Source organism: Verrucomicrobiia bacterium (assembly GCA_035574275.1).
Taxonomy (GTDB): Bacteria; Zixibacteria; MSB-5A5; order DSPP01; family DSPP01; genus DSPP01.
On the sequence record DATLYY010000075.1, the window covers coordinates 51,938 to 73,291 of the forward strand.

The 21,354-nt window shown below is 54.4% G+C and carries 20 protein-coding genes and 1 tRNA gene; 16 read left to right on the forward strand and 5 right to left on the reverse strand.

Features of this window, described 5'->3' with window-relative positions; translation table 11 throughout:
- Positions 1-4: 4 nt before the first annotated feature.
- A complete protein-coding gene (lepA, locus tag VNL73_10580; GenBank protein HXF49851.1) occupies positions 5-1,798 on the reverse strand; it encodes a translation elongation factor 4 in 1,794 nt (597 codons plus the stop codon).
- Positions 1,799-2,070: 272 nt separating this feature from the next.
- Between lepA and VNL73_10585 the strand changes: the two genes are divergently transcribed.
- Genes VNL73_10585 through VNL73_10600 form a run of 4 tightly spaced genes read left to right on the forward strand, consistent with a single transcriptional unit; the run spans position 2,071 to position 5,263 of the window.
- Entirely contained in the window at positions 2,071-2,304 is a 234-nt protein-coding gene (locus VNL73_10585) for a hypothetical protein (protein ID HXF49852.1), read from the forward strand.
- A complete protein-coding gene (locus VNL73_10590) occupies positions 2,304-4,037 on the forward strand; it encodes a carbamoyltransferase (GenBank protein ID HXF49853.1) in 1,734 nt (577 codons plus the stop codon). Before VNL73_10585 ends, VNL73_10590 begins: the two co-directional genes overlap by 1 nt.
- A 2-nt stretch (positions 4,038-4,039) precedes the next feature.
- The gene (locus tag VNL73_10595; GenBank protein HXF49854.1) at positions 4,040-4,216 is read left to right on the forward strand and encodes a DUF5989 family protein; all 177 of its coding nucleotides are present in this window, start codon (positions 4,040-4,042) and stop codon (positions 4,214-4,216) included.
- The gene (locus VNL73_10600) at positions 4,217-5,263 is read left to right on the forward strand and encodes a GDSL-type esterase/lipase family protein (GenBank protein HXF49855.1); all 1,047 of its coding nucleotides are present in this window, start codon (positions 4,217-4,219) and stop codon (positions 5,261-5,263) included.
- A 42-nt stretch (positions 5,264-5,305) separates the two neighbouring features.
- On the opposite strand, the gene VNL73_10605 is transcribed toward VNL73_10600, so the two are convergent.
- Both VNL73_10605 and VNL73_10610 read right to left on the reverse strand, forming a co-directional pair.
- Positions 5,306-6,646: an alpha/beta hydrolase-fold protein gene (locus tag VNL73_10605; protein HXF49856.1), complete on the reverse strand. Its 1,341-nt coding sequence runs from the start codon at positions 6,644-6,646 to the stop codon at positions 5,306-5,308.
- Positions 6,647-6,658: 12 nt separating this feature from the next.
- Positions 6,659-8,173, reverse strand: coding sequence for an outer membrane protein transport protein (locus VNL73_10610; protein HXF49857.1), 1,515 nt, complete (start codon positions 8,171-8,173; stop codon positions 6,659-6,661).
- 218 nt (positions 8,174-8,391) lie between these two features.
- Here VNL73_10610 and VNL73_10615 point away from each other — a divergent pair.
- The 11 genes from VNL73_10615 to VNL73_10665 all read left to right on the forward strand — a co-directional run bounded on the left by VNL73_10615 (position 8,392) and on the right by VNL73_10665 (position 18,495).
- Positions 8,392-8,468, forward strand: a tRNA-Met gene (locus VNL73_10615).
- A 148-nt stretch (positions 8,469-8,616) separates the two neighbouring features.
- Positions 8,617-8,979, forward strand: a complete 363-nt coding sequence (locus VNL73_10620; GenBank protein HXF49858.1) for a metalloregulator ArsR/SmtB family transcription factor — start codon at positions 8,617-8,619, stop codon at positions 8,977-8,979.
- An 11-nt stretch (positions 8,980-8,990) separates the two neighbouring features.
- A complete protein-coding gene (locus tag VNL73_10625; GenBank protein HXF49859.1) occupies positions 8,991-11,303 on the forward strand; it encodes an MMPL family transporter in 2,313 nt (770 codons plus the stop codon).
- A complete protein-coding gene (locus VNL73_10630) occupies positions 11,300-12,118 on the forward strand; it encodes an outer membrane lipoprotein-sorting protein (GenBank protein ID HXF49860.1) in 819 nt (272 codons plus the stop codon). The genes VNL73_10625 and VNL73_10630 overlap by 4 nt, the downstream gene beginning before the upstream one ends.
- A 13-nt stretch (positions 12,119-12,131) precedes the next feature.
- Positions 12,132-12,332 carry a DUF2892 domain-containing protein gene (locus VNL73_10635; GenBank protein ID HXF49861.1) on the forward strand — a complete coding sequence of 67 codons (201 nt, stop codon included), beginning with the start codon at positions 12,132-12,134 and terminating at the stop codon, positions 12,330-12,332.
- Positions 12,329-13,564 carry a hypothetical protein gene (locus tag VNL73_10640; protein HXF49862.1) on the forward strand — a complete coding sequence of 412 codons (1,236 nt, stop codon included), beginning with the start codon at positions 12,329-12,331 and terminating at the stop codon, positions 13,562-13,564. Before VNL73_10635 ends, VNL73_10640 begins: the two co-directional genes overlap by 4 nt.
- Positions 13,565-13,914: 350 nt before the next feature.
- Positions 13,915-15,378 carry a Do family serine endopeptidase gene (locus VNL73_10645; protein ID HXF49863.1) on the forward strand — a complete coding sequence of 488 codons (1,464 nt, stop codon included), beginning with the start codon at positions 13,915-13,917 and terminating at the stop codon, positions 15,376-15,378.
- A gap of 89 nt (positions 15,379-15,467) precedes the next feature.
- Entirely contained in the window at positions 15,468-16,322 is an 855-nt protein-coding gene (locus tag VNL73_10650; protein HXF49864.1) for a sigma-70 family RNA polymerase sigma factor, read from the forward strand.
- 136 nt (positions 16,323-16,458) lie between these two features.
- Entirely contained in the window at positions 16,459-16,902 is a 444-nt protein-coding gene (locus VNL73_10655) for a DoxX family protein (GenBank protein ID HXF49865.1), read from the forward strand.
- 53 nt (positions 16,903-16,955) lie between these two features.
- Positions 16,956-17,843 (forward strand): phosphatase PAP2 family protein, encoded by an 888-nt coding sequence (locus VNL73_10660; GenBank protein HXF49866.1) that lies wholly within the window; start codon positions 16,956-16,958, stop codon positions 17,841-17,843.
- Positions 17,844-17,847: 4 nt separating this feature from the next.
- Positions 17,848-18,495 (forward strand): CDP-alcohol phosphatidyltransferase family protein, encoded by a 648-nt coding sequence (locus VNL73_10665; protein ID HXF49867.1) that lies wholly within the window; start codon positions 17,848-17,850, stop codon positions 18,493-18,495.
- Positions 18,496-18,569: 74 nt separating this feature from the next.
- Here the strand turns inward: VNL73_10665 and VNL73_10670 are convergent, their stop codons facing one another.
- Positions 18,570-19,166, reverse strand: coding sequence for a hypothetical protein (locus VNL73_10670; GenBank protein HXF49868.1), 597 nt, complete (start codon positions 19,164-19,166; stop codon positions 18,570-18,572).
- Between the two features lie 62 nt (positions 19,167-19,228).
- The gene (locus VNL73_10675; GenBank protein HXF49869.1) at positions 19,229-19,915 is read right to left on the reverse strand and encodes a hypothetical protein; all 687 of its coding nucleotides are present in this window, start codon (positions 19,913-19,915) and stop codon (positions 19,229-19,231) included.
- Between the two features lie 378 nt (positions 19,916-20,293).
- On the opposite strand from VNL73_10675, the gene VNL73_10680 reads away from it, so the two are divergent.
- Entirely contained in the window at positions 20,294-21,352 is a 1,059-nt protein-coding gene (locus tag VNL73_10680) for a hypothetical protein (GenBank protein HXF49870.1), read from the forward strand.
- The last annotated feature ends 2 nt before the right edge of the window (positions 21,353-21,354 follow it).

Below are 21,354 nucleotides of genomic sequence, written 5' to 3' on the forward strand. Positions count from 1 at the left end.
AAACTTACCGCTCCACTTTCAAAACCGCCAGAAACGCTTCCTGAGGGATTTCCACCGTGCCGACCTGCTTCATCCGCTTTTTCCCCTCTTTCTGGCGTTCGAGGAGCTTCCGCTTGCGGGTGATGTCCCCGCCGTAGCATTTGGCGGTCACGTTTTTGCGCAGCGGCTTGACCGATTCCCGGGCTATCACCTTGCTGCCGATGGCGGCCTGAATAACCACCTCGAAAAGCTGCCTTGGAATGAGTTGTCGCAGCTTGGCGCAAAGCTCCCTCCCCCAGAAGTATGCCTTTTCTCGGTGAACAATGGAGCTTAAAGCATCCACCGGGTCGCTGTTCAATAAAATGTCGAGTTTGACCAGCGGTTCCTCCTTGTATTCCAGAAATTCGTAATCCAACGAGGCGTACCCCTTGGTGGTGGATTTCAGCTTGTCGTAGAAATCGAAAATGATTTCCGCCAAGGGAAGCTCGTACACCAGCCGGGCCCGTTTGGAGTCCAGATATTCGGTGGTGCGATAGACGCCGCGCCGGTCCATGCAAAGCTTCATCACATTGCCGATGAACTCCGCCGGCGTGATGATGTGCGCCAGAACGAACGGTTCTTCGATATGGTCGATCTCTCCCGGCGGCGGCAGAAAGGCGGGATTATCCACCAGCGCGATGCTCCGGTCGGTCTTCACCACTCGATACTCCACGTTCGGGACGGTGGAGATGATGGAAAGGTTGTACTCGCGGGAGAGCCGCTCCTGCACGATTTCCAAATGCAAAAGCCCCAAAAAGCCGCAGCGGAAGCCAAAACCGAGCGCGTTCGAAGTTTCCGGCTCATATACGAGTGCCGAATCGTTCAGCACCAGTTTTTCCATCGCATCCCGCAGTTCCTCGTAGTTCTCGGAATTGGAGGGGTACAGCCCGGCAAAAACCATCGGCTTGACGTGCTTGAAGCCGGGCAGGGGTTCCGCCGCCGGGTTGTTGGCCAAGGTGATGGTATCGCCTACCCGCGTATCCGCCACCCGTTTGACATTGGCGATGATGTACCCCACCTCGCCGGAGGAAAGCTCCTCGGCCGGAAACATTTTGAGCTTCAGATAGCCGACCTCGTCCACTTCATAGGTCTGCTCATGGGAGAAAAACTTGATCCAGTTCCCCTTTTTGACTGTACCCTCGAAAATCCTGACGTAGGCAATCGCCCCGCGGTAGGAATCGAAGACCGAATCGAAAATCAAAGCTCTAAGCGGTTTCTCATCCGCTTCCTTCGGCGGCGGGACGCGCAAAACCAAGGCCTCCAGAATCTCCTCGATCCCGCTCCCCATCTTGGCCGAGGCCAAAAGCACCTCTTCTTTTTCAACCCCCAGAAGCTCGGAGAGCTGGTGAACCGTATCTTCTACCTGCGCCCCGGGCAGGTCGATTTTGTTCACCACCGGCACGATGGTCAGATTGTTGTCCAAAGCCAGAAAGAGGTTGGAAAGGGTCTGCGCCTCGATTCCCTGCGAGGCGTCCACGACGAGAATCGCCCCTTCACAGGAAGCCAGAGAACGCGAAACCTCGTAGGTGAAATCGACGTGGCCGGGGGTGTCGATTAAATTGAGGATGTAGGTCTGACCGTCTTTGGCCGGGTAGCTCATTTTGACGGCGTGGGCCTTGATGGTTATCCCCCGCTCCCGCTCCAAGTCCATATTGTCCAAAACCTGCTCCTTCATCTCCCGCGCCTCCAAGGTGTGGGTCGCCTCCAAGAGCCGGTCGGCCAGGGTGGACTTGCCGTGGTCGATATGGGCAATGATCGAAAAGTTGCGTATGCGCTTCATCGTATGTTATTACGGTAATCGCTACCGAACCCCCAATATAACTACTTCGTCGGCGATTCAAAAATAGTCCCAAAACCAAAAAATCGCTATGCTTTTCCGTTAAAATTCACAACTGCTTTCAAAAAATAAGGCCCTTTAATTGTGTTTTTGTAGCCGGTAAAAATTGTTTCACGTGAAACAATTTTTACAAGTCAAAGATTTCCTTCTCCTTGTCCAAGAGCAAATTCGGTTTTCCTGTTTTGCGCCTCTCTTTTTTTGCGTAACTTTCCTTTATGGAACTCCTCGAGCGCCTCAAAGCCGGGTTTTGGAAGGCGTTACGGTTTTTGGGAAAACTGCAGGCGGGGCTGATTCTTTTTGTATTCTATTTGATTGGAATGGGCCTGTTGAAGCTTTATATGCTTTTAACTTTCAAGGACCCCTTGGGAAAACGAAAATCGAGGGCCAACTCGTTTTGGAAGCCCCGCTCCGACGTGCCTGAACCGGAAAGTTTTAGAAGGCAGTTCTGATGTACATTCTCGGGCTCTCCTGCTTTTACCACGACTCGGCTGCCGCCTTGATTAAAGATGGCGAGCTGATTGCCGCCGCGCAGGAGGAGCGGTTCACCCGCAAAAAGCACGACTCAAGTTTTCCGGAAAATGCCGCCCGCTTTTGTTTGAACTTCGCCGGAATTACAGCCAAGGATTTGAGTTGCGTCGCTTTTTATGAAAAGCCTCTCTTGAAATTCGACCGTATCATCACAACCTATGCCGCCACCTTTCCCCGCTCGCTTCGGGCTTTTATGCTGGCGATGCCCGTTTGGCTGAAGGAAAAACTCTGGATGAAGGAGGTTATCAAAAAGAAATTGGGATACGACGGCGAAATTCTTTTTCCAGAGCACCATCTTTCCCATGCCGCCTCTTCGTTTTTGGTATCCGAATTTGACCAAGCCGCAATTTTGACGGCGGACGCCGTGGGTGAATGGGCCACAACCACCTATGGAGTTGGAAAGGGAAACGAGATTGAGATTTTGGGCCAGCTCGATTTTCCCCATTCGCTCGGGCTTTTTTACTCTGCTTTTACCTATTATCTCGGTTTCAAGGTCAACTCCGCGGAATACAAGGTGATGGGACTGGCCCCGTACGGAAAGCCGGAGTATTATGATTTTATTTTGAAAAAGCTCATTGATGTCAAAGAGGACGGGACTTTCCGACTGAACCTCGACTACTTTACCTACCCGTATGGCCTTACGATGACCAATCGAAAGTTCGTAAAGCTCTTCGGCCATCCGCTGCGCAAACCGGAAGAATCCATAGGAGATTTTCATAGAAATCTGGCCGCCTCGCTGCAAAAGGTGACCGATTTGGTGATGGTGCGTTTAGCACGTTCCGTTCAGCAAAAAACCAAACTGAAAAACCTCTGTATGGCGGGGGGCGTGGCGTTCAATTGCGTTTCCAACCGGAAAATTTTGGACGAGGCGGGTTTTGAACGGCTTTTCATCCAGCCCGCCGCCGGGGACGCCGGCGGTGCGATCGGGGCGGCCTTTGCCATCTGGAATTTGTTTTTGAAAAAGCCGCGAACTTTCGTCTGGCCGCACGCTTTTTGGGGGCCGGAGTTCTCCGACCAGCAGATTGAAACCTTTCTGGCGCAAAAAAATGTCCGAGCGGTCAAATACGAGAAACCGGAACTGCTTTCCAAAACGGCCTCATTTTTGGCGGAAGGAAAGGTGATTGGCTGGTTTGCCGGGCGGGAGGAGTTTGGCCCGCGGGCCTTGGGGAACCGCTCCATTCTGGCCGACCCGCGCAAAGCGGGGATGAAGGATTTGGTCAACGCCAAAATCAAATTCCGCGAAAGCTTCCGTCCCTTCGCCCCTTCTGTACTCTCTGAAGAAAGTCAGAAATACTTCGACTTGAATAGTGATTCTCCCTATATGCTTTTGACGGCGCCGGTAAAGAATTCAGGCCTGCCCGCTATCACCCACGTGGACGGTACGGCCCGGCTGCAAACAGTCAAAAGGGAGCAAAACTCCCTTTTTTACGATTTGCTGGCAGAATTCGAGAAAAAAACCGGCAGTCCGGTTTTGTTAAATACTTCGTTCAACCTGCGCGGCGAGCCGATTGTGTCGTCCCCGGAGGATGCTTATCACTCTTTTCTGGCCTCCGGGCTTGACTACCTTGTTTTGGGGTCGTTCCTTTTGGACAAGGCCCAGATGGCGCAGGCGGAAATGAAAACCGCCACGGAGCGGGCTTTGGAACCGGATTAAGAATGGCATTCAAGGAATATACCCGACGCCTGCAAATTCTGAAGGAGTTCTGGCTTTTTGCCCGGATGCAAAAGCGGCTCTGGCTTTTTCCGGTCTTCGCTTTTCTGGTTTTGCTTTCCGTTTTCATTCTCTTCGCCGAAAGTTCGGTCCTGGCCCCCTTCATCTATTCCCTTTTTTAAGTGGACAATTTAACGGCAGGGAAGAAAGCACTTTTCTCGGTTTTATGGGCATTTCTCGCGCTTACGGCCATTGAACTTTTCTTCTGGCTCCTGCCCGAACCGCCCCGCACACAGGGCTACAGACTGATTTACAACCCGGAGTTGGACTTTCCCAAGTTTTATCTGAAGGACCAACAACTTTTCTGGCGGCTGCGCCCCAACCAGCATCTCAAAAGCGGCTTCGTCGTCTACGGCGAGTACCGGACAAATGCGGAGGGTTTCCGCGACCGGGAATTCATGGAAAATCGAATTGCAGATAAAAAAAGAGTGCTTTGCCTGGGGAATTCCGTCACCTTTGGCTGGCGGGTGGCGGAAGAAGAGGCCTATCCGCAGGTGCTGCAAAAACTCCTGTCGGACAAATTCGAGGTCTACAACTGCGCCCAGACCGGCTATACGACTTTTCAGGGAAAACGGTTGCTTGGGAAGCTTTTGCAGAAATACCAGCCCGATGTGGTTACCCTTGCTTACATTTGGAATGATTTGCTGCCGGCCGCCAACGGCGTTGCGGATTCCAAGCAGAAGCTTCCTCCACAGGCCGTCCTTTCCCTGCAAAACGCACTCGCCCATTCCGCTGCTTATCGCTGGGGGCGGTTCTTTTTTTTGAAGTTCACCTCCAGGCCACCCTTGGCCTCCGAAACGCCACGCGTCCCGCCGGATGAATATCGAACGTATCTGCAGGAGATGTTGGATAGCTGCCGGGCACGCCAAGTCCGACCGGTTCTGCTCCTTCCCCCCGCCCCCAAACCGGAATGGCTTAATATTCAAGCCGAACGATATCGCAAACTGTTCTATGAACCGTTCAGGCAATACGCAGTCATATTCAAAGAACTTGCTTTGGTCGGCCGCATTCCGCTGGTGGATGCCGATTCCGCCCTAGCTGGCGAATTGTCCGTCTGGGAAAACCTGCCGGAAGATTTCGTTCATCCTTCGGCCCAAGCCCATCAGACCATGGCCCGGCTTTTGTCGGCCAGCCTTTTCGAATCGCAATCGCCGGCGATGCCCCAATAAAAAGCCCCCGAGAGCCGGGGGCTTTTTTCCGAAAGGGAAATGCTATGGCGCCGCGGCCGTATCCAGAAATTGGGAGTGAAACCGCAAAACCTTGGACATCTGATCGGAAATAAAGGTGGTGTGGTTGGCGGGGTACCCGGGATAGCCGGAATATTCCTCATAGTAGAACTGATCCCGCCCCATGCCGATAAAGTTGGGTGCCCGCTGCGAGGCCCCCTGAACAGCCAAAAGACGGGCCAGAAAATCCCGGTTTTGCTCCAGCATCCCCAATTCATCCTGCAAACCGCAGGAAAAATAAAGCGGCGTGGAGTCCAAACGGGCTGCCTGAGCGGGATTGGAAAGCATGGTCTTGATGTCATGGGTCAGCCATTTCCGCCAGATCGAATCAATGACGGTTCCGTTGCAGGTGATGGGAAAAAGAAATCCCGGATCCTTGGGGCTTTTGGAAAACTGGAAGTACTCCGGCATCGCGGCCAGAAGCGAATCCCGCCGCCCCTGCGCCAAAAGCTGCTTGAACAATGCCGTGTCCGCCACCGGCGAGCAGGCCGCCCCCACGGCGAAGAGAATGTTGGTTCGAATCTTCTCCGTCAGCCGCGGGTCCGGAAACAGAACCGTATCCCGGCGGAACCGTACACAGTCCCCCGGCGCGACCCCGTTCTCGGCAAAAAGCCCGTTTATGTAAAACGGGCTCTGGAAACCCATGCCGCTTCCAGAATCCCCAAAGGCCAAGGGAGCGCTCAAGGCGGAAACCGAACCGAAGGAGGTGTCATTGCCGGCCAAAACCATTTTCAAGGCCCCGTACCCCCCCATGCCGTGGCCGGAAACGGCGCGGGAGCGGCGGCCGAAGACGGTGTTATAGGTCTGGTCGATATAGTTCACCAAAAAGCTGTCCACGGCGGTGAAAAACCGGGCCGTGGAGGTGGAATTGGTGTAAAAACTTCCCCCGTAAAAATAGCTGGGCAAATCGGCCTGCACCACTATCATCGGCTGAATCTGGCTGTCGGCAATCAACCGGTCCATCAAATGGGCCAGTTGATAAAAACCAAAATAGGCGTCGTTAGCTGCCGGGTTCCCCAAATTATCTGGATAAATGCCGAAATCGTGCAGAAGATAAAGGGTTGGAAAGGGGCGCCCCTGACCGCGCGGGCGATACCCCGGGGGAAGATACACCCGCACCCGCCGGACCTCTGGCTCGGGGCGGAGGTTGTTCAAAATCAAGGCGTTATTGTCCGCATCCAGTGTGTTCACGAATTGCGGGGTGTTGGACACGACCAGCCCCGCCGGTGGGGCACCCGGCTTGGCCGGGTTTTTCCGTTTACTGCAGCCGAAGAAAAGCAACATTCCCAAAAAAACAACCGCTACAAGATATTTTGCGTGTCGCATCGTACGATTCCTTTAATCCGAAGGGGACGAAATGTCGAAGCGGTAAGTCACGGTAGCCGCCGACATGAAGCGGGTATCCCGGTAGGTACCGGGAAGGTTTGTGAAAATGCCGTTGACGTTGGAAAAATCCCTTTTCTGGGCGGTCAAAATCTCGAAATTGTAATTCAGCTCCCAATTCCCCAAAAGCCAGGAAACCCCCCCGTTGAAGGAGTGCTTGTTTCCCACATCCAAAAAGAGAGGATTGAAGGTGGAATCCGGAATGGGGGATTGATCGAAGAAATACCCCAGCCGGAAAACCCAGCGGTCCTTGAAACGGTAAGCGGCCCCGGTGGAAAAGCGGATCGTGTTTTTCCAGCCGAAGTGGAAAGTCGGATGCTTAAGCTGGGCGGTTAAGGCGGTATCCTCAAACGTTATCACGACGCTGTCCATCGACTTCCAATTTAACCAGGCAAAATCGGCCGCCATCGTCCAGCGCTCGTTGGGCCGTAAGGCAATGCCGGCGCCCAAATCCTGGGGGAGGTCCAAACGGGCCCGGGCGAGGTCCGGCCCCAGAAAAATCTGCTCCCCCTGCCCGCTGAAGATGAAGCGAAACCCGTCCAGCGCCTGGTCATCCACGGGAAAATAATTGAGCTTGGACTCATTGTACGGGAAAAAGAATTTCTGGTCGTATTCCCCTTTGAGGTTGAAACGCACGGGGGAATGATAGGAAAATCCGAGCGACAGTTTTTCGGTCGGTTTGTACAAAACTCCCAGATTCCCCCCGAGGCCCCAGCTGCCCAAACCCAGCCGCATGACCGTGACAACGTTTTCCTCGGGGCGGGATTTTAACTCCGGGTGGTTTTCAAAAACCCGCTCCACCGTGTCCACGGTGCCGGTTAAGGGCTCGTAGCTGTCCTCCACCGGAAGTAGAACCGGCCGGGAAAAATTCCAGTCCGCCCGGTCGATGGAAACTCCGGCCCCCAAGGCCAGCTTGCCCCCCATAAGGGAAAGCGCGGCGGTTGGATGGATGTCGGCCACCCGCAGCCGGTTGGAAAAATTCCTCTCCGGGAAGGAAAATACCGGGATGGTATCCCCTCGGAAAGGGTAGGGGAGGGAAAACAAATCCCATTGGGAGGCAGAATGGTAGGGAACGAAGACCGAAACCCCCAGATTCAGCCGGCCCAGCTGCGGAAAGCGCAGGGAAAGCGCGGCGTTGCCGAAGGGAATGTTCTGGTCGAAAGGGAAGCGCTCCTGGGTGCTGTCGGATGCAAAACCGAAGCTGTAGCCGCCGCTGGCGGCACGGGGGATGTATTTCACCCGGCTGGATCCGATGGCCCCTCCCACGGTGACTTCGGAACGGGTTTGGAAGGCCAAACCGGCCGGATTCCAATAAGCCGCCGACCAGTCATCGGCAATGGCCCGGTAGGCCCCGCCCATGGCGTTGGCATGGGACCCCACGCCGGAGAGGGCATACCCGCCCGTCCGGCCGGATTCGGCAAAAAGCAAAACAAAAAAAAGAACCCCCCAGAAAAATCGGCCACTTCTCATACCCTGTACCTCACGAATCCGGACTTTACCGATTCTTATGTATAGTTTTTCTATTTCGACTTTTCAGTCGCTTTACCAACAGAGCCGAGGCGAACCTCTTTTCAACAAAAGATTGAAATTACACCCCGGTCATTTCTTTGTCAACATCTTTTTGGCGGCACACCGGCGGCCGGCGCCGGCTTGACTTCCCCTTGGCGAACCGGTATAATTTGGCAGATCGCGGGGTGGAGCAGTCCGGTAGCTCGTCGGGCTCATAACCCGAAGGTCGTTGGTTCAAATCCAACCCCCGCTACCAAATTCATTGGGCGACAGCCGCCACCGGTTGTCGCCCAACTTTCATCAGAATCCCGGCGGGGCTTAATCGCTCCCAACAAACAACCGGCGAATCTCCTCGTTTGGCCTGGAACTTTTTGTTGCATTTTAGTGTATTAGTATTTTAGATTATGCGAAAATACAATACGAAGAAGAGACGGCTGGGCGGAAAGGAAAAGGCCTTGTGCGCCTACCACGCGGAAATGTGCCAAGTCTTTTCCCACCCCACCCGGTTGGAAATCCTCTGCGCCCTGCGGGAGGGAGAATTGTCCGTCGGGGAGCTGGCCGAAACACTGGGCTTGGGAATGGGAAATTTGTCCCAGCATCTGGCCATGATGCGGGAACGGCGGATTCTGGAGGCTCGCAAAGCCGGCAATCAGGTTTTTTACCGGGTGGCCAATCCCAAACTGCTCAAGGCCTTCGACTTGCTGCGCCAAATTCTTTTGGAACAAATTGAAGAGCAAAGCCGGCTTTTGGCCGGAGGAAGAACCTAAAAGGGGGACGAATGAACCGCCTGACCGCTTTTTCCATCAACCATCCCAAGCTGACCATCGTTTTAAGTTTGCTGGTAACCGTTTTATTCGCCACCCAAATTCCCCGGGTAAAAACGGATACCGACCCGAAGAACATGCTCCCCGCCACTTCCGACGTCCGGGTGGGGAACGACCGGGTGGAAAAAAACTTTGCCCTGCACAAAGACGTCATCGTTTTAGGCATTGTTCATCCATCCACGATTTTCAATTCAGCTACGCTGGAAAGAATTGGGCGTCTGACCGATTCGATAAGCCGCCTGTCCGGCGTTGTGTATGATGACATCCAGAGTTTCACCACGGCCGACAACGTGGTCGCGGAAGGGGATAACCTGACCGTCCGGCCGCTTCTGACCGACGTTCCCCAAACGCCGCAGGAAATGGAGGTCTTCCGCCGGGAGCTCTTGGACAACCCCATTTGGGTCGGCCGGTTAATCTCCCAAGATGGAAAGACGACCGCCATCTACATTCCGCTGGAACCGGGGGCCAACGCCAAACAGATTGCCGACCGGCTGCGGGAACTGGTTGCAAAGGAAAAAGGGGAGGAGCAATTCTACATCGCCGGCGACCCGGTGGCGCGCGACACCTTCGGCGAGGAGATGTTCAAGCAGATGGCCCTCTTCTCCCCGCTGGCCGGCGTGATTATGCTCGTGGCCCTTTTCTGGATGTTTGGAAATTTGCCCCTCGTTTTCTCCATCCTCGCCGTGGCAATGATGTCCGTAACCTGGACGATGGGGCTTTTAATCGGGCTGGGTTTCCCGGTGCACATTATGAGCTCCATGATTCCGGTCTTTTTGATGGCCATCAGCACGGACAGCATCCACATTTTTAACGAATTCTACTTCCGCTTCAATGAAGTAAAGGACAAAAAGAAGGCGGTCATCGACACGATCGACGCCGTCGGCGCGCCGGTGCGCTACACGGCCCTGGCCACCGCTTTGGGTTTTGCCGTTCTGGCCATCGGCGGCATCATCCCGGTGCGGGTCTTCGGGCTTTTTGTGGCCTTCGGCACAATGGCCATCCGGCTGATGAGTTTCACTTTCCTGCCCGCCGTGATGGTCCTGCAGAAAGAGGAAAAATTGACCCGCGCCGCCCAACGGGACACGCTGGAGCACGGTGCCTCCGCCTGGCTCGGCAAATTGGGCCGCTTCGCCATCCGCCGCCGCAAGCTGCTGCTGGTAAGCGGGCTGGTTTTGGCTCTCTTGGCCTTCATCGGCACCACCAAAATCCACGTCAACAACAACATGGTGAACTGGTTTAAAAGTGGTAGCGAACTGCGCACCGCCGACCGGGTGATGAACGCCAACCTGGGCGGAACCTCCTTGGGCTACGTGGTGGCCAAAGGCGCAGCGGAGGGGACCATCATCGAGCCGGCCAATCTGAACCACCTGGAAAAGCTGCAAAAAGAGCTGCAAACGCTGCCCGTGGTGGGAAAAGCGTCATCAATTGTCGACTTGGTCAAACGGATGCATCAGGTGATGAACCAAAATAATCCGGAATACTACCGCCTGCCGGAGGATAAAAAAGTGGTCGCCCAGTATTTATTTATGTTCGGCATGGCCGCCAAACCAGCCACGCTAAACAACCTGATCGACTACCCCTATCAGGAAGCCAACCTGTTCGTGCAGTTGAAAACCTGGGACGCCGCCGCCATGCAGGCCGTGATTGACAAACTTGAACACTTCCAGAAAGAAAATCCGGGGAGTCAACTAACCTTCCAGCCCGCCGGCACGGCCTATTTCAATCTGATCTGGAACAACGAAGTGTTAAACGACGTCGTGCGGATGTTTGCCGTCGCCCTGGTATTGGTGTTTCTGATTTTGAGCGTAAATTTCCGCTCCTTCAAATGGGGGCTGGCCAGTTACGTCCCCTTGGTTTTCACCATTCTTTTGATTTACGGCTTCATCGGCTGGGTGGGAAAGGATTTCGATATGCCGGTCTCCGTTCTCTCCACCCTCTCCCTGGGGATGGCGGTCGATTTCGCCATCCACTTCGTCAAGCGCTTCAAGCAGCGCCTAACAGAAACCCCGAACTTGGAGGAGGCCCTGGTCTGGACCGTGGAGCGCCCCGGCAAGGGGATTTTGCGCAACGCCCTTTTGTTTTCGCTGGCCTTTTCGGTGATGATTTTTGCCCATCTAACGCCGTACATCACGGTGGGCATTTTCATCGCCGCCTTGATGACGGTATCCGCCTTTTTGACTTTAACCTACCTGCCGGCTTTGATAATGACGTTCCGAAAATCGCTTGTGCCCGTTGCAATACAACCAGCAAAACAGGAGGTAATGTGAAAACAATAAACAGATTTTTGCGCCGAACGGCTCTGCCGGCTTTTTTGGCCCTGCCGGGACTCGTTCTGGCCCAGAAAACACCGACCCCGCAGGAAATCGCCGCGCAGTACCAAAAGGCCTTTTACTATCCCGGCAAGGATATGAAGACCGTGGTCTCCATGCGCCTGGTGGAAGGAGGGGGCAAGGAAAGGACGCGGGAGCTGACCTTGTTGCGCAAAAATACGGAGGGCTCCGAAGACCAGAAATATTTCATCTTTTTCCACCAGCCGGCCGACGTGGAGGGGATGACTTTTTTGGTTTACAAGTACCCCCAAAAAGACGACGATCGCTGGCTTTTTATGCCCGCTTTGGATTTGGTCAAAAAAATCGCCGCCAACGACAAGCGCTCCAGCTTCGTCGGCTCCGATTTCACCTACGAGGATGTCTCCGGCCGGGATTTGAGCGAGGATGACTTCTCGGTGATCAAAGAGGAGAAAGTCGGGGAGAAGGACTGCTACGTCTTGAAGTCGGTCCCCAAAAACCCCAAAAGCGCCGATTACGGCTACAAGCTTTCCTGGATTGACAAAACGACTTTCCTCCCCTTGAAGGAGGAATATTACGATCTCCGCGGTGGGCTGTATAAAATCTTCACCGCCGAGGAAATTCAGGAAGTCGCCGGCGTTCCCACCATCGTCCGCCGCAAAATGGAAAACACAAAAAATAAACACCAGACCACGGTCGCCTACGGCCAGGTGGAATACAACCTCGGGCTGGAGGCGGACTTGTTCACCGAGCGGTTTTTGAAAAGACCGCCCGCCAAATGGATTAAACGATAGAAAGGAGAAAAAAATGCAACTCGAAAAGACCCTGCGGCTGATTGCCGGCACGTTCATTCTCGTCAGCCTGGCGTTGGCCTACTTCGTTTCCTATTACTGGCTTTTGTTGACGCTTTTCGTTGGCTTGAATCTCTTTCAATCCGGCCTGACCAACTGGTGCCCAATGATGACAATTTTACGCAAGTGCGGAATGAAGGAGAAAGCGACGGCATGAGGACTTTCCGCTTTTGGGCGGCCGCCCTCCTGTTCACATTTGTTGGACGGGCGGCCGCTCAAGAAATCGACTGGCACGGCTTTGTTCTGGCCAACTATGCCCTGCGCACGGCCAAAGCCGCGCCGAATCCAACCTTCGGCGATTTTCTCTTGGCCGACCAGCGGTTGCAGTTGAAGCTTTCCGCCGCAGAAGGGGAAGGCCGGGCCTTTGCCAAAATCGATTTTTTTCAAGACGCCTTGACCTCCGAATCTGAATTGGAAGTGCGCGAGGCGTTTTTGGACTACCGCGCCGGAAATTTCGACCTCCGCGCCGGGCGGCAGATAATCACCTGGGGCTTGGGGGATCTGCTTTTTGTCAACGACCTTTTTCCCAAGGATTGGCAGGCCTTTTTTTCCGGCCGGCCGGTGGAGTATCTGAAAGTCGGGGTGGACGGGCTCAAAACAACCTTCACCTCCTCCCTTTTTTCGGCCGAACTAACCGCCCTTCCCTTTTTCGAGCCGGACCGCCTGCCGACCCCCGACCGCTTTTTCCTTTACAATCCGTTCGCGTCAATGCCGAATCAGATGGAAACCAAACCCTCGCGCCAGTTTGAAAATGTAGAAGCGGCCGGCCGGCTGTATCGCAACGTTGCCGGAATTGAACTTGCTCTATACGCCTACTGCGGCTTTTTCAAAAGCCCGTTAGCCCGAGCGGACAGCGTTTCTGTAACGTACTTCTTTCCCAAGCTTTCCGTTTATGGCGCCAGCGCCCAAAGAACCGTTCAGAGCGGCATTTTGAGCTTGGAATACGGCTTCTACGACTCCCGGCAGGATAGGCGTGGGGATAATCTTCTCATTCCCAACTCCTCCCACCGTTTTCTGGCCGGATACCAAAGGCAGGGCTGGACCGATTTTGCCTACGCCCTGCAATTCTTTGGCGAAGTGATGCAGGACTATAAATCCTACGAGGCCGCCCTCCCCCCCGGCTTTCCCAAGCAGGATCGCTTTAGGCAAATGCTCACCCTGCGGCTGACCCAATGGTTGAAGTACCAAACCTTGAAGCTTTCCGGCTTCGGCTTTTACAGCCCTTCGGACGAGGATTACTACCTGATTCCGGAAATTCAGTACAAACTTTCGGACAAATTGTGCCTGATTTTGGGCGGCAATCTCTTCGGCGGTAAAAAAGAGACCTCCTTCTGGGGCCAGTTCGACCAAAATGACAATGTCTATTCCAGTTTGCGATTTGATTTCTGAAGCCAAGCCAGAACGGGCTAAGTGATTGCTTGACAACAGACAGTATTCAGCCTGACGCCGATGGCACTGTATCGACAGCACTCCAACGACTGTGGAAATACACCCTTTACGCGTCTTTCTTTTACAGGCAAAAGTCTTGTTTCAAAGCAACCAAAATCGCAAATCCTGCGTATAATCTTGTGGAAATGGTCGTTTGCGCGAATTAACTGTTTGCCGGTCAACGGCTTGCATTAAAATCGAGGTCTTGGAAACAAGAATCTTGACAGAAAGTGCAATTGAGGTATATTGAGGTTTTGTCTTAAAAATCGATTGAGCGGCCGGAGAGCACCGGCCGTGGAGGAGGAAGAGAGTTGGTTCGTCTTAAAAACCAGCGGTTTCTGAGCTATTTTTTTATTGCCGGCTTTTTCACTCTGGTCGGCATTTTTATCGCCACGGGGCTGGACTTGCCCAGCCGGAGCTTCAGTCAGGAAAAAAGAAGTGCCACCTATCTTAATGCCGGGGTGGTTTCCCCCTTTGTGGCGGTGGTGGACCGGGTGCGGGACGGGGTGGTGAACATCTCCGCCGAAAAGGTGGAAGATTTGAGCCGCTATCATTCCTGGTTTCCCTTCGGCGACCGGCGCCGGGTCCCAAGTTTTTCGCTCGGCTCCGGATTCGTGTTCGACCCGGAGGGTTATGTTCTGACCAACAATCACGTGATTGCGGAAGCCACCGAAATCTGGGTGACCCTTTCCGACCAATCCCGCCTCAAGGCCCGGCTGGTCGGTTCCGACAAGGAGACCGATGTGGCGGTTTTGAAGATTGAACCGGATCAGAAACTGCGGGCGCTCGATTTGGGGAATTCCGATTCGTTGCGGGTCGGGGACTGGGCCTTGGCCGTCGGCAATCCGTTTCCCCAGGAAAATCTGGACCGGACGGTGACCGTTGGGGTGGTCTCCGCCAAGGGGCGCTCCAATCTGCAGTTCGGCCGGGATGAGACCCCCGCCTACCAGGATTACATCCAGACCGACGCCGCCATCAATCAGGGGAACTCCGGCGGGCCCCTGGTGGACATTCACGGACAGGTGGTGGGAATCAACTCCGCCATCGCCTCCCCGTCGGGCGGCAACGTGGGAATCGGATTCGCCATTCCGATTAACTTAGTCAAGGAGATTCTCCCGGAATTGATGCGCTCCGGCAAGGTCACCCGGGGATGGCTGGGGGTGTCCCTGCAGGATTTGAACAAGGATTTGGCCGCCTCGTACGGGCTGAAAACCAACGAAGGGGTCATTCTTTCCGAGGTTTTTGAGTCCGGCCCGGCCGGCGCCGCAGGACTACGGCAAGGGGACGTGATTATAAAGTTCGACGGCAAGAAAGTAACGGACGTGACCCAGTTCCGTTTTTGGGTCGCCTCCGCCGGACCGGGAAAAGCCGTGACGGTGGAGGTGTTGCGCAACGGCAAACCGATGTCCTTTACCGTCCGGCTGGCTGAACGGAACGCCTCCTTGGCCTCCATTTCCGGCCGGCAGCGTCCTTCCGCCCCGGCCGATGCGCGGCTGGGAATGACCATCCGCACCGCCACCCGCGAGCTGGCCCAGCGCTTTGACGTGGAGTATCATCCCGGCGTCATCGTGTTGGATGTGGAACCGGGCAGCCCGGCCGACCGGAAAGGGATTGAGCCGGGGTTTATCATTTCCGAAGTGAACGGGCGGCCGGTAGCCTCGGAAAACGATTTTCAGGAAGCCTTGAAAGGGGCCCGCAAGGACCGCCCCCTCTCGCTTTTGATTCGGGATTTGGATTCCCAGCCCAGCTACGTGGCGCTGCGGGCCGGGGAATAGGGAACGATTGAGGCGAAAAAACTGTTTTAAGAAGTTCACCGGCAAAGGATAGGAACCAAACCGGAAAATAAAGAAGGAGAAGGAATAACGTGGCACGGCAGTCGAAGAAATACCGGGACGAGGATCGCTCGCTTGATTTGTACCTGAAGGAGATCGGCGAGACCCCCTTGATCACCGCCGCCGAGGAGGTGACCTTGGCCAAGCTCATCCGGGCCGGCGACCAGGAGGCCCTGGAAAAACTGACCAAGGCCAATCTGCGCTTTGTGGTCTCGGTGGCCAAGCAGTACCAGAACCAGGGACTTTCCTTGGCTGATTTGATCAACGAGGGGAACATCGGGCTGATCAAGGCGGCCAAGCGGTTTGACGAGACCCGCGGCTTTAAGTTCATCTCTTACGCCGTCTGGTGGATTCGGCAGGCGATTTTGCAGGCCTTGGCCGAACAGTCCAGAATTGTCCGGCTTCCCTTGAACCGGGTCGGCACGCTCCACAAAATCGGCAAGGTTTCCGCCGCGCTGGAGCAGGAACTGGGGCGGGATCCTTCGGCGGACGAAATCGCCACCCAGCTTTCGCTGACCGAAGGGGAGGTCTCCGACACCTTGAAGATTTCCAACTCCCATCTCTCGCTGGATGCCCCCTTTTCCACCTCGGAGGACAACTCGCTGATTGACGTTCTGGAGGACGACAACCAACCCTCCCCGGACGAGGAGCTTTTGCGCGATTCCTTGCGTTCGGAAATCGAAAAGGCCCTGGACACTCTGACCCCGCGCGAGGCGGAAGTCATCAATTTGTATTTCGGGCTGAACCATGAAAAGGCCCTGACCTTGGAGGAGATCGGCGCCCGCTTCAACTTGACCCGCGAGCGGGTGCGCCAGATCAAGGAAAAGGCGATTCGCCGCCTGCGGCACGCCTCCCGCTCCAAGGCCTTGCGCGCCTACTTGAACTGAAATTTTTCGGCCCGCTCGTGAGAGCCGGTTTTTAGGTATCACCTCCCCACAGCCGCCTCGAGAAATCGGGGCGGTTTTATATTTGAGGGGACGTAAAAAAACTTAAATTTGTTATAATTCCTGGTGGGAGGTAACGATGGACGCTTTCCAAAAACTCTTCGGCCGCTTGGATTCTGCCCTTGTGAAATTCATGCTAAACTGGGGGATAAAGCTTCTGCGCTCTTCTTTGGCGGTCGTTTTTATCTGGTTCGGACTTTTGAAGGTTTTCAAGGTTTCCCCGGTTTTTGATTTGGTCGCCCAGACCGTCTATTGGTTCCCGCCCGAATGGTTTGTTCCCTTTCTTGGATTTTGGGAAACGGTGGTTGGTTTGGGCCTTTTGTTCGGAAAAGCTCTCCGGTTCGTTCTTTTGCTTTTCTTTATGCAAATGGCCGGCACTTTTTTGGTATTGATATTCCACCCAGGACTCTCCTTTCAAAACGGCAACCCGCTGCATCTGACGGTTTTGGGAGAGTTTGTGGTGAAAAATCTGGTGCTTATTGCGGCCGGCCTGGTCGTCGGAACCACGGTGCGGCGTAAATAAGGGCAATCCCCATAGGGTTGCCCCCGCAATTTCTTTGAGCCATATTGCTGGCCGTGCCGCAAAAACGAAGTTTTCTGCTTCCCGCCGACATTGCCACGCTGGGTTATCTTCTCATCATATCGATTCTGGTTTTATTTTTCAATCCCCAGCTCCCCGGCTGGTGGCGGTTTTTGCTTCTGCATTTGGGGATTGCGTCATCCATTCTGTTTATAGCGAGCATTCACCGGGAACATCCGGCCTACCGGTTTTTTAGAAACTGGTATCCCTTTTTGCTAATCACCTTTCTATTCTGGGAAGCGGAGAACTTCGTGCATTTGATTTATCCGGATTGGAAAAACAACTGGCTGATAGCCGCCGATTTCCAATTATTAGGCGCCCACCCGACCGTAGCCCTGGAACAAATTACCAATCCCTATGCGACTGAGTTTTTCGAGTTTATTTATTTCACCTACTACTTTGTTCCGCTCTTTGGGCTTTGGATTTATCTCAAGCAAACTTCAAAAGACTTCCAGCAATTCGCTGCTCATTATCTTTTAGCCCTCTATTTGGGTTATCTGATTTTCCCTCTCGTTCCGGCCGAAGGACCCTGGAAAACCCTGGCCGGGCAGCAGACGATGCTGATTGAGGGAAAGTGGATTTTCCGGCAGCTGAACGATTATTTGCATCACAAAGGGGCCATCGTGGGGGGCTGTTTTCCCTCCACCCATCTTTCCGCCGCCACGGCGGTAATCTTTGCCGCCGCCCGGCTGAACAAGAAACTTTTTTGGGGAACGGTCATTTGGTTTGCGCTCCTGTTTTTTTCCACCGTTTACGGCCGATACCATTATGTAGTGGACGGGCTGGCCGGGATGGTAGTTGGAGGGCTCGCCTTTGTAGTTTCCTCTGCTTTTGTTAAACGGCGCTATCCAGAATCCGCCCCGCGCGGCGCAGAAACGAGGTGAAACGATGCAGGCCAACATTATAACCATCGCCCGAATTGTCTTGGTCTTTGTCGCCATCTCCCTTTTCGGTTCGGGCTTTTGGGCCAACCTTGCTGCCACGCTCCTTGTGGCGGCGGTGATCTGGATGGACGCCTGGGATGGCTACGTGGCCCGCAAGCTGGGAATCGCCTCCAAGCTGGGGGCGCTCTTGGACATCACCGGCGACCGGATCGTGGAAAACGCCCTCTGGATTTACTTTGCGGTCATCAACATGGTGCCGCTCTGGATGCCCTTGGTGGTGATTTCCCGAAGCTTCATCGTGGACAGCCTGCGCGCGGTCGCCTTTGCCGAGGGAAAAACCGCCTTCGGGCCGGACACGATGATGAAATCCCCCGTGACCAAATTTCTGGTCGCCGGGCGCTTCTCCCGCGGGCTGTACGGCTTCGCCAAAGCGGCCGTGTTTATATGGTTCGGGCTTGTTCTCACGCTGGTTTCCGCCGCCGCGGAAGGGATGTTCCTCCTTCCGCGTGGACTTTTCCGCTTTATCGTACTCTTCGGAGACCTTCTGGCCTATGGCACCGTGATTCTATGCATCCTGCGCGCCCTGCCGGTCTTCTGGGACGCTTGGCCGCTGGTGGTCAAAAAACAGTATCCCCGCTCGGACGAAATTTAGCCCGGCGGTCCTTTCAACCCAAATAAAAAACGGCCCCGGAGTCCTTCGGGGCCGTTTTTCTTGCGGCAAGAATCTTACTGCTGTCCTCCCGAGCCGAGCCCGTCCCCATCTTCGGTGACCGCCCATTTCGAGAAATGCAGAACAGAAAAAGTGGCCGTGCCGAGTATCACCGTGGCCGAACCCGCTTTTTCCCACTGCCTAGTATTCGGGTTGTAATACCACAAGTGCAGAACCTTGCCGTTCTGTCCGGGGGCGCGGTGGGCCAAAAGAACCGGTTTAAGGAAATTCAGCCCATCCGGCCCGAAGTCATAGAAAGTGATATTCGCGCGGGAATCAAACCGGGCCGATGCCGTGATATAAGTCGGCTGCAAAAGGCTTCCGACCGGAAAGGTCAAAAGCGATACCCGGTTCGTGTTTTGAACCGGAATGGCCAAAACTCCTCCCAACCAGCCAATCAGTTTCCCGACCGTGTTCCCCAACAGGTCCCCGACGATCGGGAGATTAGCGGGCGGCACGGTGGAAACCTGACCAGCGGCCGGATTCGGCGCCTGGCTGACAACCGGCGCGGTGGGGGTTTTCTGGCTGCAGCTAAAAGCCAGAAAGAAAAGGGCGATGCCGATTACCCCAAGCCCGCCGGCCATGTGCGCAAGGAACCTACGCAGTGGTCGCATACCGACTCCTTTCATTCAAGCGTTCGTTTTTTCTTTTTTGCGTTACGGGATATGCCACTTTGCTACTGCCCTCCGGAGCCGAGGCCGTCATAAGGGGCCCCGTATTTGGAAAAGTGCTTGATGACAAAAACCGCCCGGCCGTTTTGAACCCGGGCCACGCTCTCCTCCTCCCATTTGTTGGAGAGGGGGTTGTACCAGGAAAGTGCCAGAAGGGTTCCGTCCGGAAAGCGGGTGGGCTGCACCAGATAACAATCTTTCAGGTAGACCAACCCTTCCGGGAAAAAGTCGTATATCGCCACCGACATTTTCTCGTCCCGGGTGGAAACCAGATCGGCCCGTAATCTTAGATTCCAGCTTTTGTCCAGTGCGCCGTCCGGCACGATCAAAAGGGCGGTATCCTTCGTTCCGATCGGGAACTTGACGGTGTAGCCGGAAGAACCAACCGATCTTTCGACCGGTTCGCCGGTCTCGGTGGCGGCATAATCCAGCGAGTCCGGCTCAAACGCCACCACCGTTTCGGCTTCCGGCTCCTCGATAAATTCATCGGGAGCCTCCAAGTATTTTCCGACCGGCTTTTTGACGAACTCGCCGGAGGATTTTTCCGTCACAACAGATTTCAGAACGACCGGTTGTCCTTGGGGGGCCGTGGGAATCTGCCGACTGCAGCTGAAAACCAGAAAGAAAAGCGCAATGCCGACAACACCCGCGCCGCCGGGCAAATGATTGAAAAACCTGCACAGTGGGTTCATGGGCAACCCCTTTCGCCAACGGTTATAGAAAACTGCAATGTTATGGGAAGCATTATCAAATTAACCCTTTTTCCTTTCCTCCTCTTTTTCCGTCCTTGGATTTGCGCAAACGGCGTGCGGGTTGAAAAATTTTTCCTAAAAACGTAACCGGCTGTCCTTCACGGGGTTTTGCAGCAACAAGCAAGGGAGAGGCCGGTTTTCGAAACAAATTTTGGCATTTTTTGTGGGGACAAACCCCCATGGCTATGGGAAAAGAACCATATTAAAAGCGACCGGTCGCCATTCATTTTTTGCTTGATTTTGCCCCCCTATTTTTTTTACCTTCCGGCAATAATTTGTTTGAAAGCAACCGTGAAATGACAAGAGGAGTGTGAAAATATGAACGGTTCAAATACAATGGCCGTTGACACCGACAAAATCTGGCTGCGCAACAAAGAATGGGACCTGCTCTGGATAACCGGTTCAGCCGTTCTGGTCGCCTTTCCCATCATATTGTACAGTTTTTTCAAAACCGATCAGGCCCGCATCATTATCAATTTGGTTGTGACCGTCTTGGTGGGGGGGCCGCACATGTACGCCACGGCCACCCGCACGGCCATGGAGCCGAATTTTGTCGGCCGGTATAAATTCCTGTTTTTTCTCGGCGTTTTGGTCATCCCTACGGCCGTGATTGCCCTGACGTTGACCTCCTACACCCTGCTTCTGACCACCTTTTTCTCCTGGGCTTCCATTCACATCTTGCACCAGGCCTCCTACATCGCCGGGAGGTACAACGACCGGAGCCCCGTTCCGATGTCCCGCTCTTCCCGTTTGTTGGATTATGCCTTCATAGTCAGCTCCCTCTATCCAATTGGCGTTTATAAACTGGTGGAGGGAACCTTTCAGATAGGACCGACCAAGCTGCTCTTTCCACCCTTCTTACAGACCCGTCTTTTGACTTATCTCGCCTTCGCATTTTTCCTCGGCTGCTTAACCCTTTTCACAGCCCGCACGATTCGGGAAATCCGGACGAAAACCGCCAACTGGCCAAAAATCCTTTTCGTGTACACCACGGCCGGCGTCGCTTTTGTCGTTCCGGCCTTCAATAATCTGGACACCGCCTTTCAGGGGTTCAACACCTGGCATTCCCTGCAGTATCTCGCCTTGACCTGGCACATTAACCAACTGCGCAAACAGAAAGGGGCCATCGGCAGCCCATTCGTGAACAAAATGATGGAAGGGGAAAGCACCCGGAAATTTTACGGCTTCAACGTCCTTTTGACCCTTATTGCCGGGGCCTTCATTTACGTGGTATACAAACTTTCCGGTTTCAGCGTAGACCAGAGCTACTACACGGTGGTGCTTTCCTTTCTGCTCTTGCACTACTATCTGGATCACTTCCTCTTCTTTTCCAAGGAAGATGAGCTGAAACCGGCCTTTTCCCCGGCTCGGGCGTAACA

What these genes read in the sequence shown, in the direction of transcription:
- VNL73_10605 (HXF49856.1), bottom strand. Translation starts at nt 6,646, where the DNA reads ATGCGACACGCAAAATATCTTGTAGCGGTTGTTTTTTTGGGAATGTTG.
- VNL73_10585 (HXF49852.1), top strand. Translation starts at nt 2,071, where the DNA reads ATGGAACTCCTCGAGCGCCTCAAAGCCGGGTTTTGGAAGGCGTTACGG.
- VNL73_10610 (HXF49857.1), bottom strand. Translation starts at nt 8,173, where the DNA reads ATGAGAAGTGGCCGATTTTTCTGGGGGGTTCTTTTTTTTGTTTTGCTT.
- VNL73_10665 (HXF49867.1), top strand. Translation starts at nt 17,848, where the DNA reads ATGCAGGCCAACATTATAACCATCGCCCGAATTGTCTTGGTCTTTGTC.
- VNL73_10675 (HXF49869.1), bottom strand. Translation starts at nt 19,915, where the DNA reads ATGAACCCACTGTGCAGGTTTTTCAATCATTTGCCCGGCGGCGCGGGT.
- VNL73_10635 (HXF49861.1), top strand. Translation starts at nt 12,132, where the DNA reads ATGCAACTCGAAAAGACCCTGCGGCTGATTGCCGGCACGTTCATTCTC.
- VNL73_10620 (HXF49858.1), top strand. Translation starts at nt 8,617, where the DNA reads ATGCGAAAATACAATACGAAGAAGAGACGGCTGGGCGGAAAGGAAAAG.
- VNL73_10590 (HXF49853.1), top strand. Translation starts at nt 2,304, where the DNA reads ATGTACATTCTCGGGCTCTCCTGCTTTTACCACGACTCGGCTGCCGCC.
- VNL73_10640 (HXF49862.1), top strand. Translation starts at nt 12,329, where the DNA reads ATGAGGACTTTCCGCTTTTGGGCGGCCGCCCTCCTGTTCACATTTGTT.
- VNL73_10625 (HXF49859.1), top strand. Translation starts at nt 8,991, where the DNA reads ATGAACCGCCTGACCGCTTTTTCCATCAACCATCCCAAGCTGACCATC.
- lepA (HXF49851.1), bottom strand. Translation starts at nt 1,798, where the DNA reads ATGAAGCGCATACGCAACTTTTCGATCATTGCCCATATCGACCACGGC.
- VNL73_10670 (HXF49868.1), bottom strand. Translation starts at nt 19,166, where the DNA reads ATGCGACCACTGCGTAGGTTCCTTGCGCACATGGCCGGCGGGCTTGGG.
- VNL73_10595 (HXF49854.1), top strand. Translation starts at nt 4,040, where the DNA reads ATGGCATTCAAGGAATATACCCGACGCCTGCAAATTCTGAAGGAGTTC.
- VNL73_10680 (HXF49870.1), top strand. Translation starts at nt 20,294, where the DNA reads ATGAACGGTTCAAATACAATGGCCGTTGACACCGACAAAATCTGGCTG.
- VNL73_10655 (HXF49865.1), top strand. Translation starts at nt 16,459, where the DNA reads ATGGACGCTTTCCAAAAACTCTTCGGCCGCTTGGATTCTGCCCTTGTG.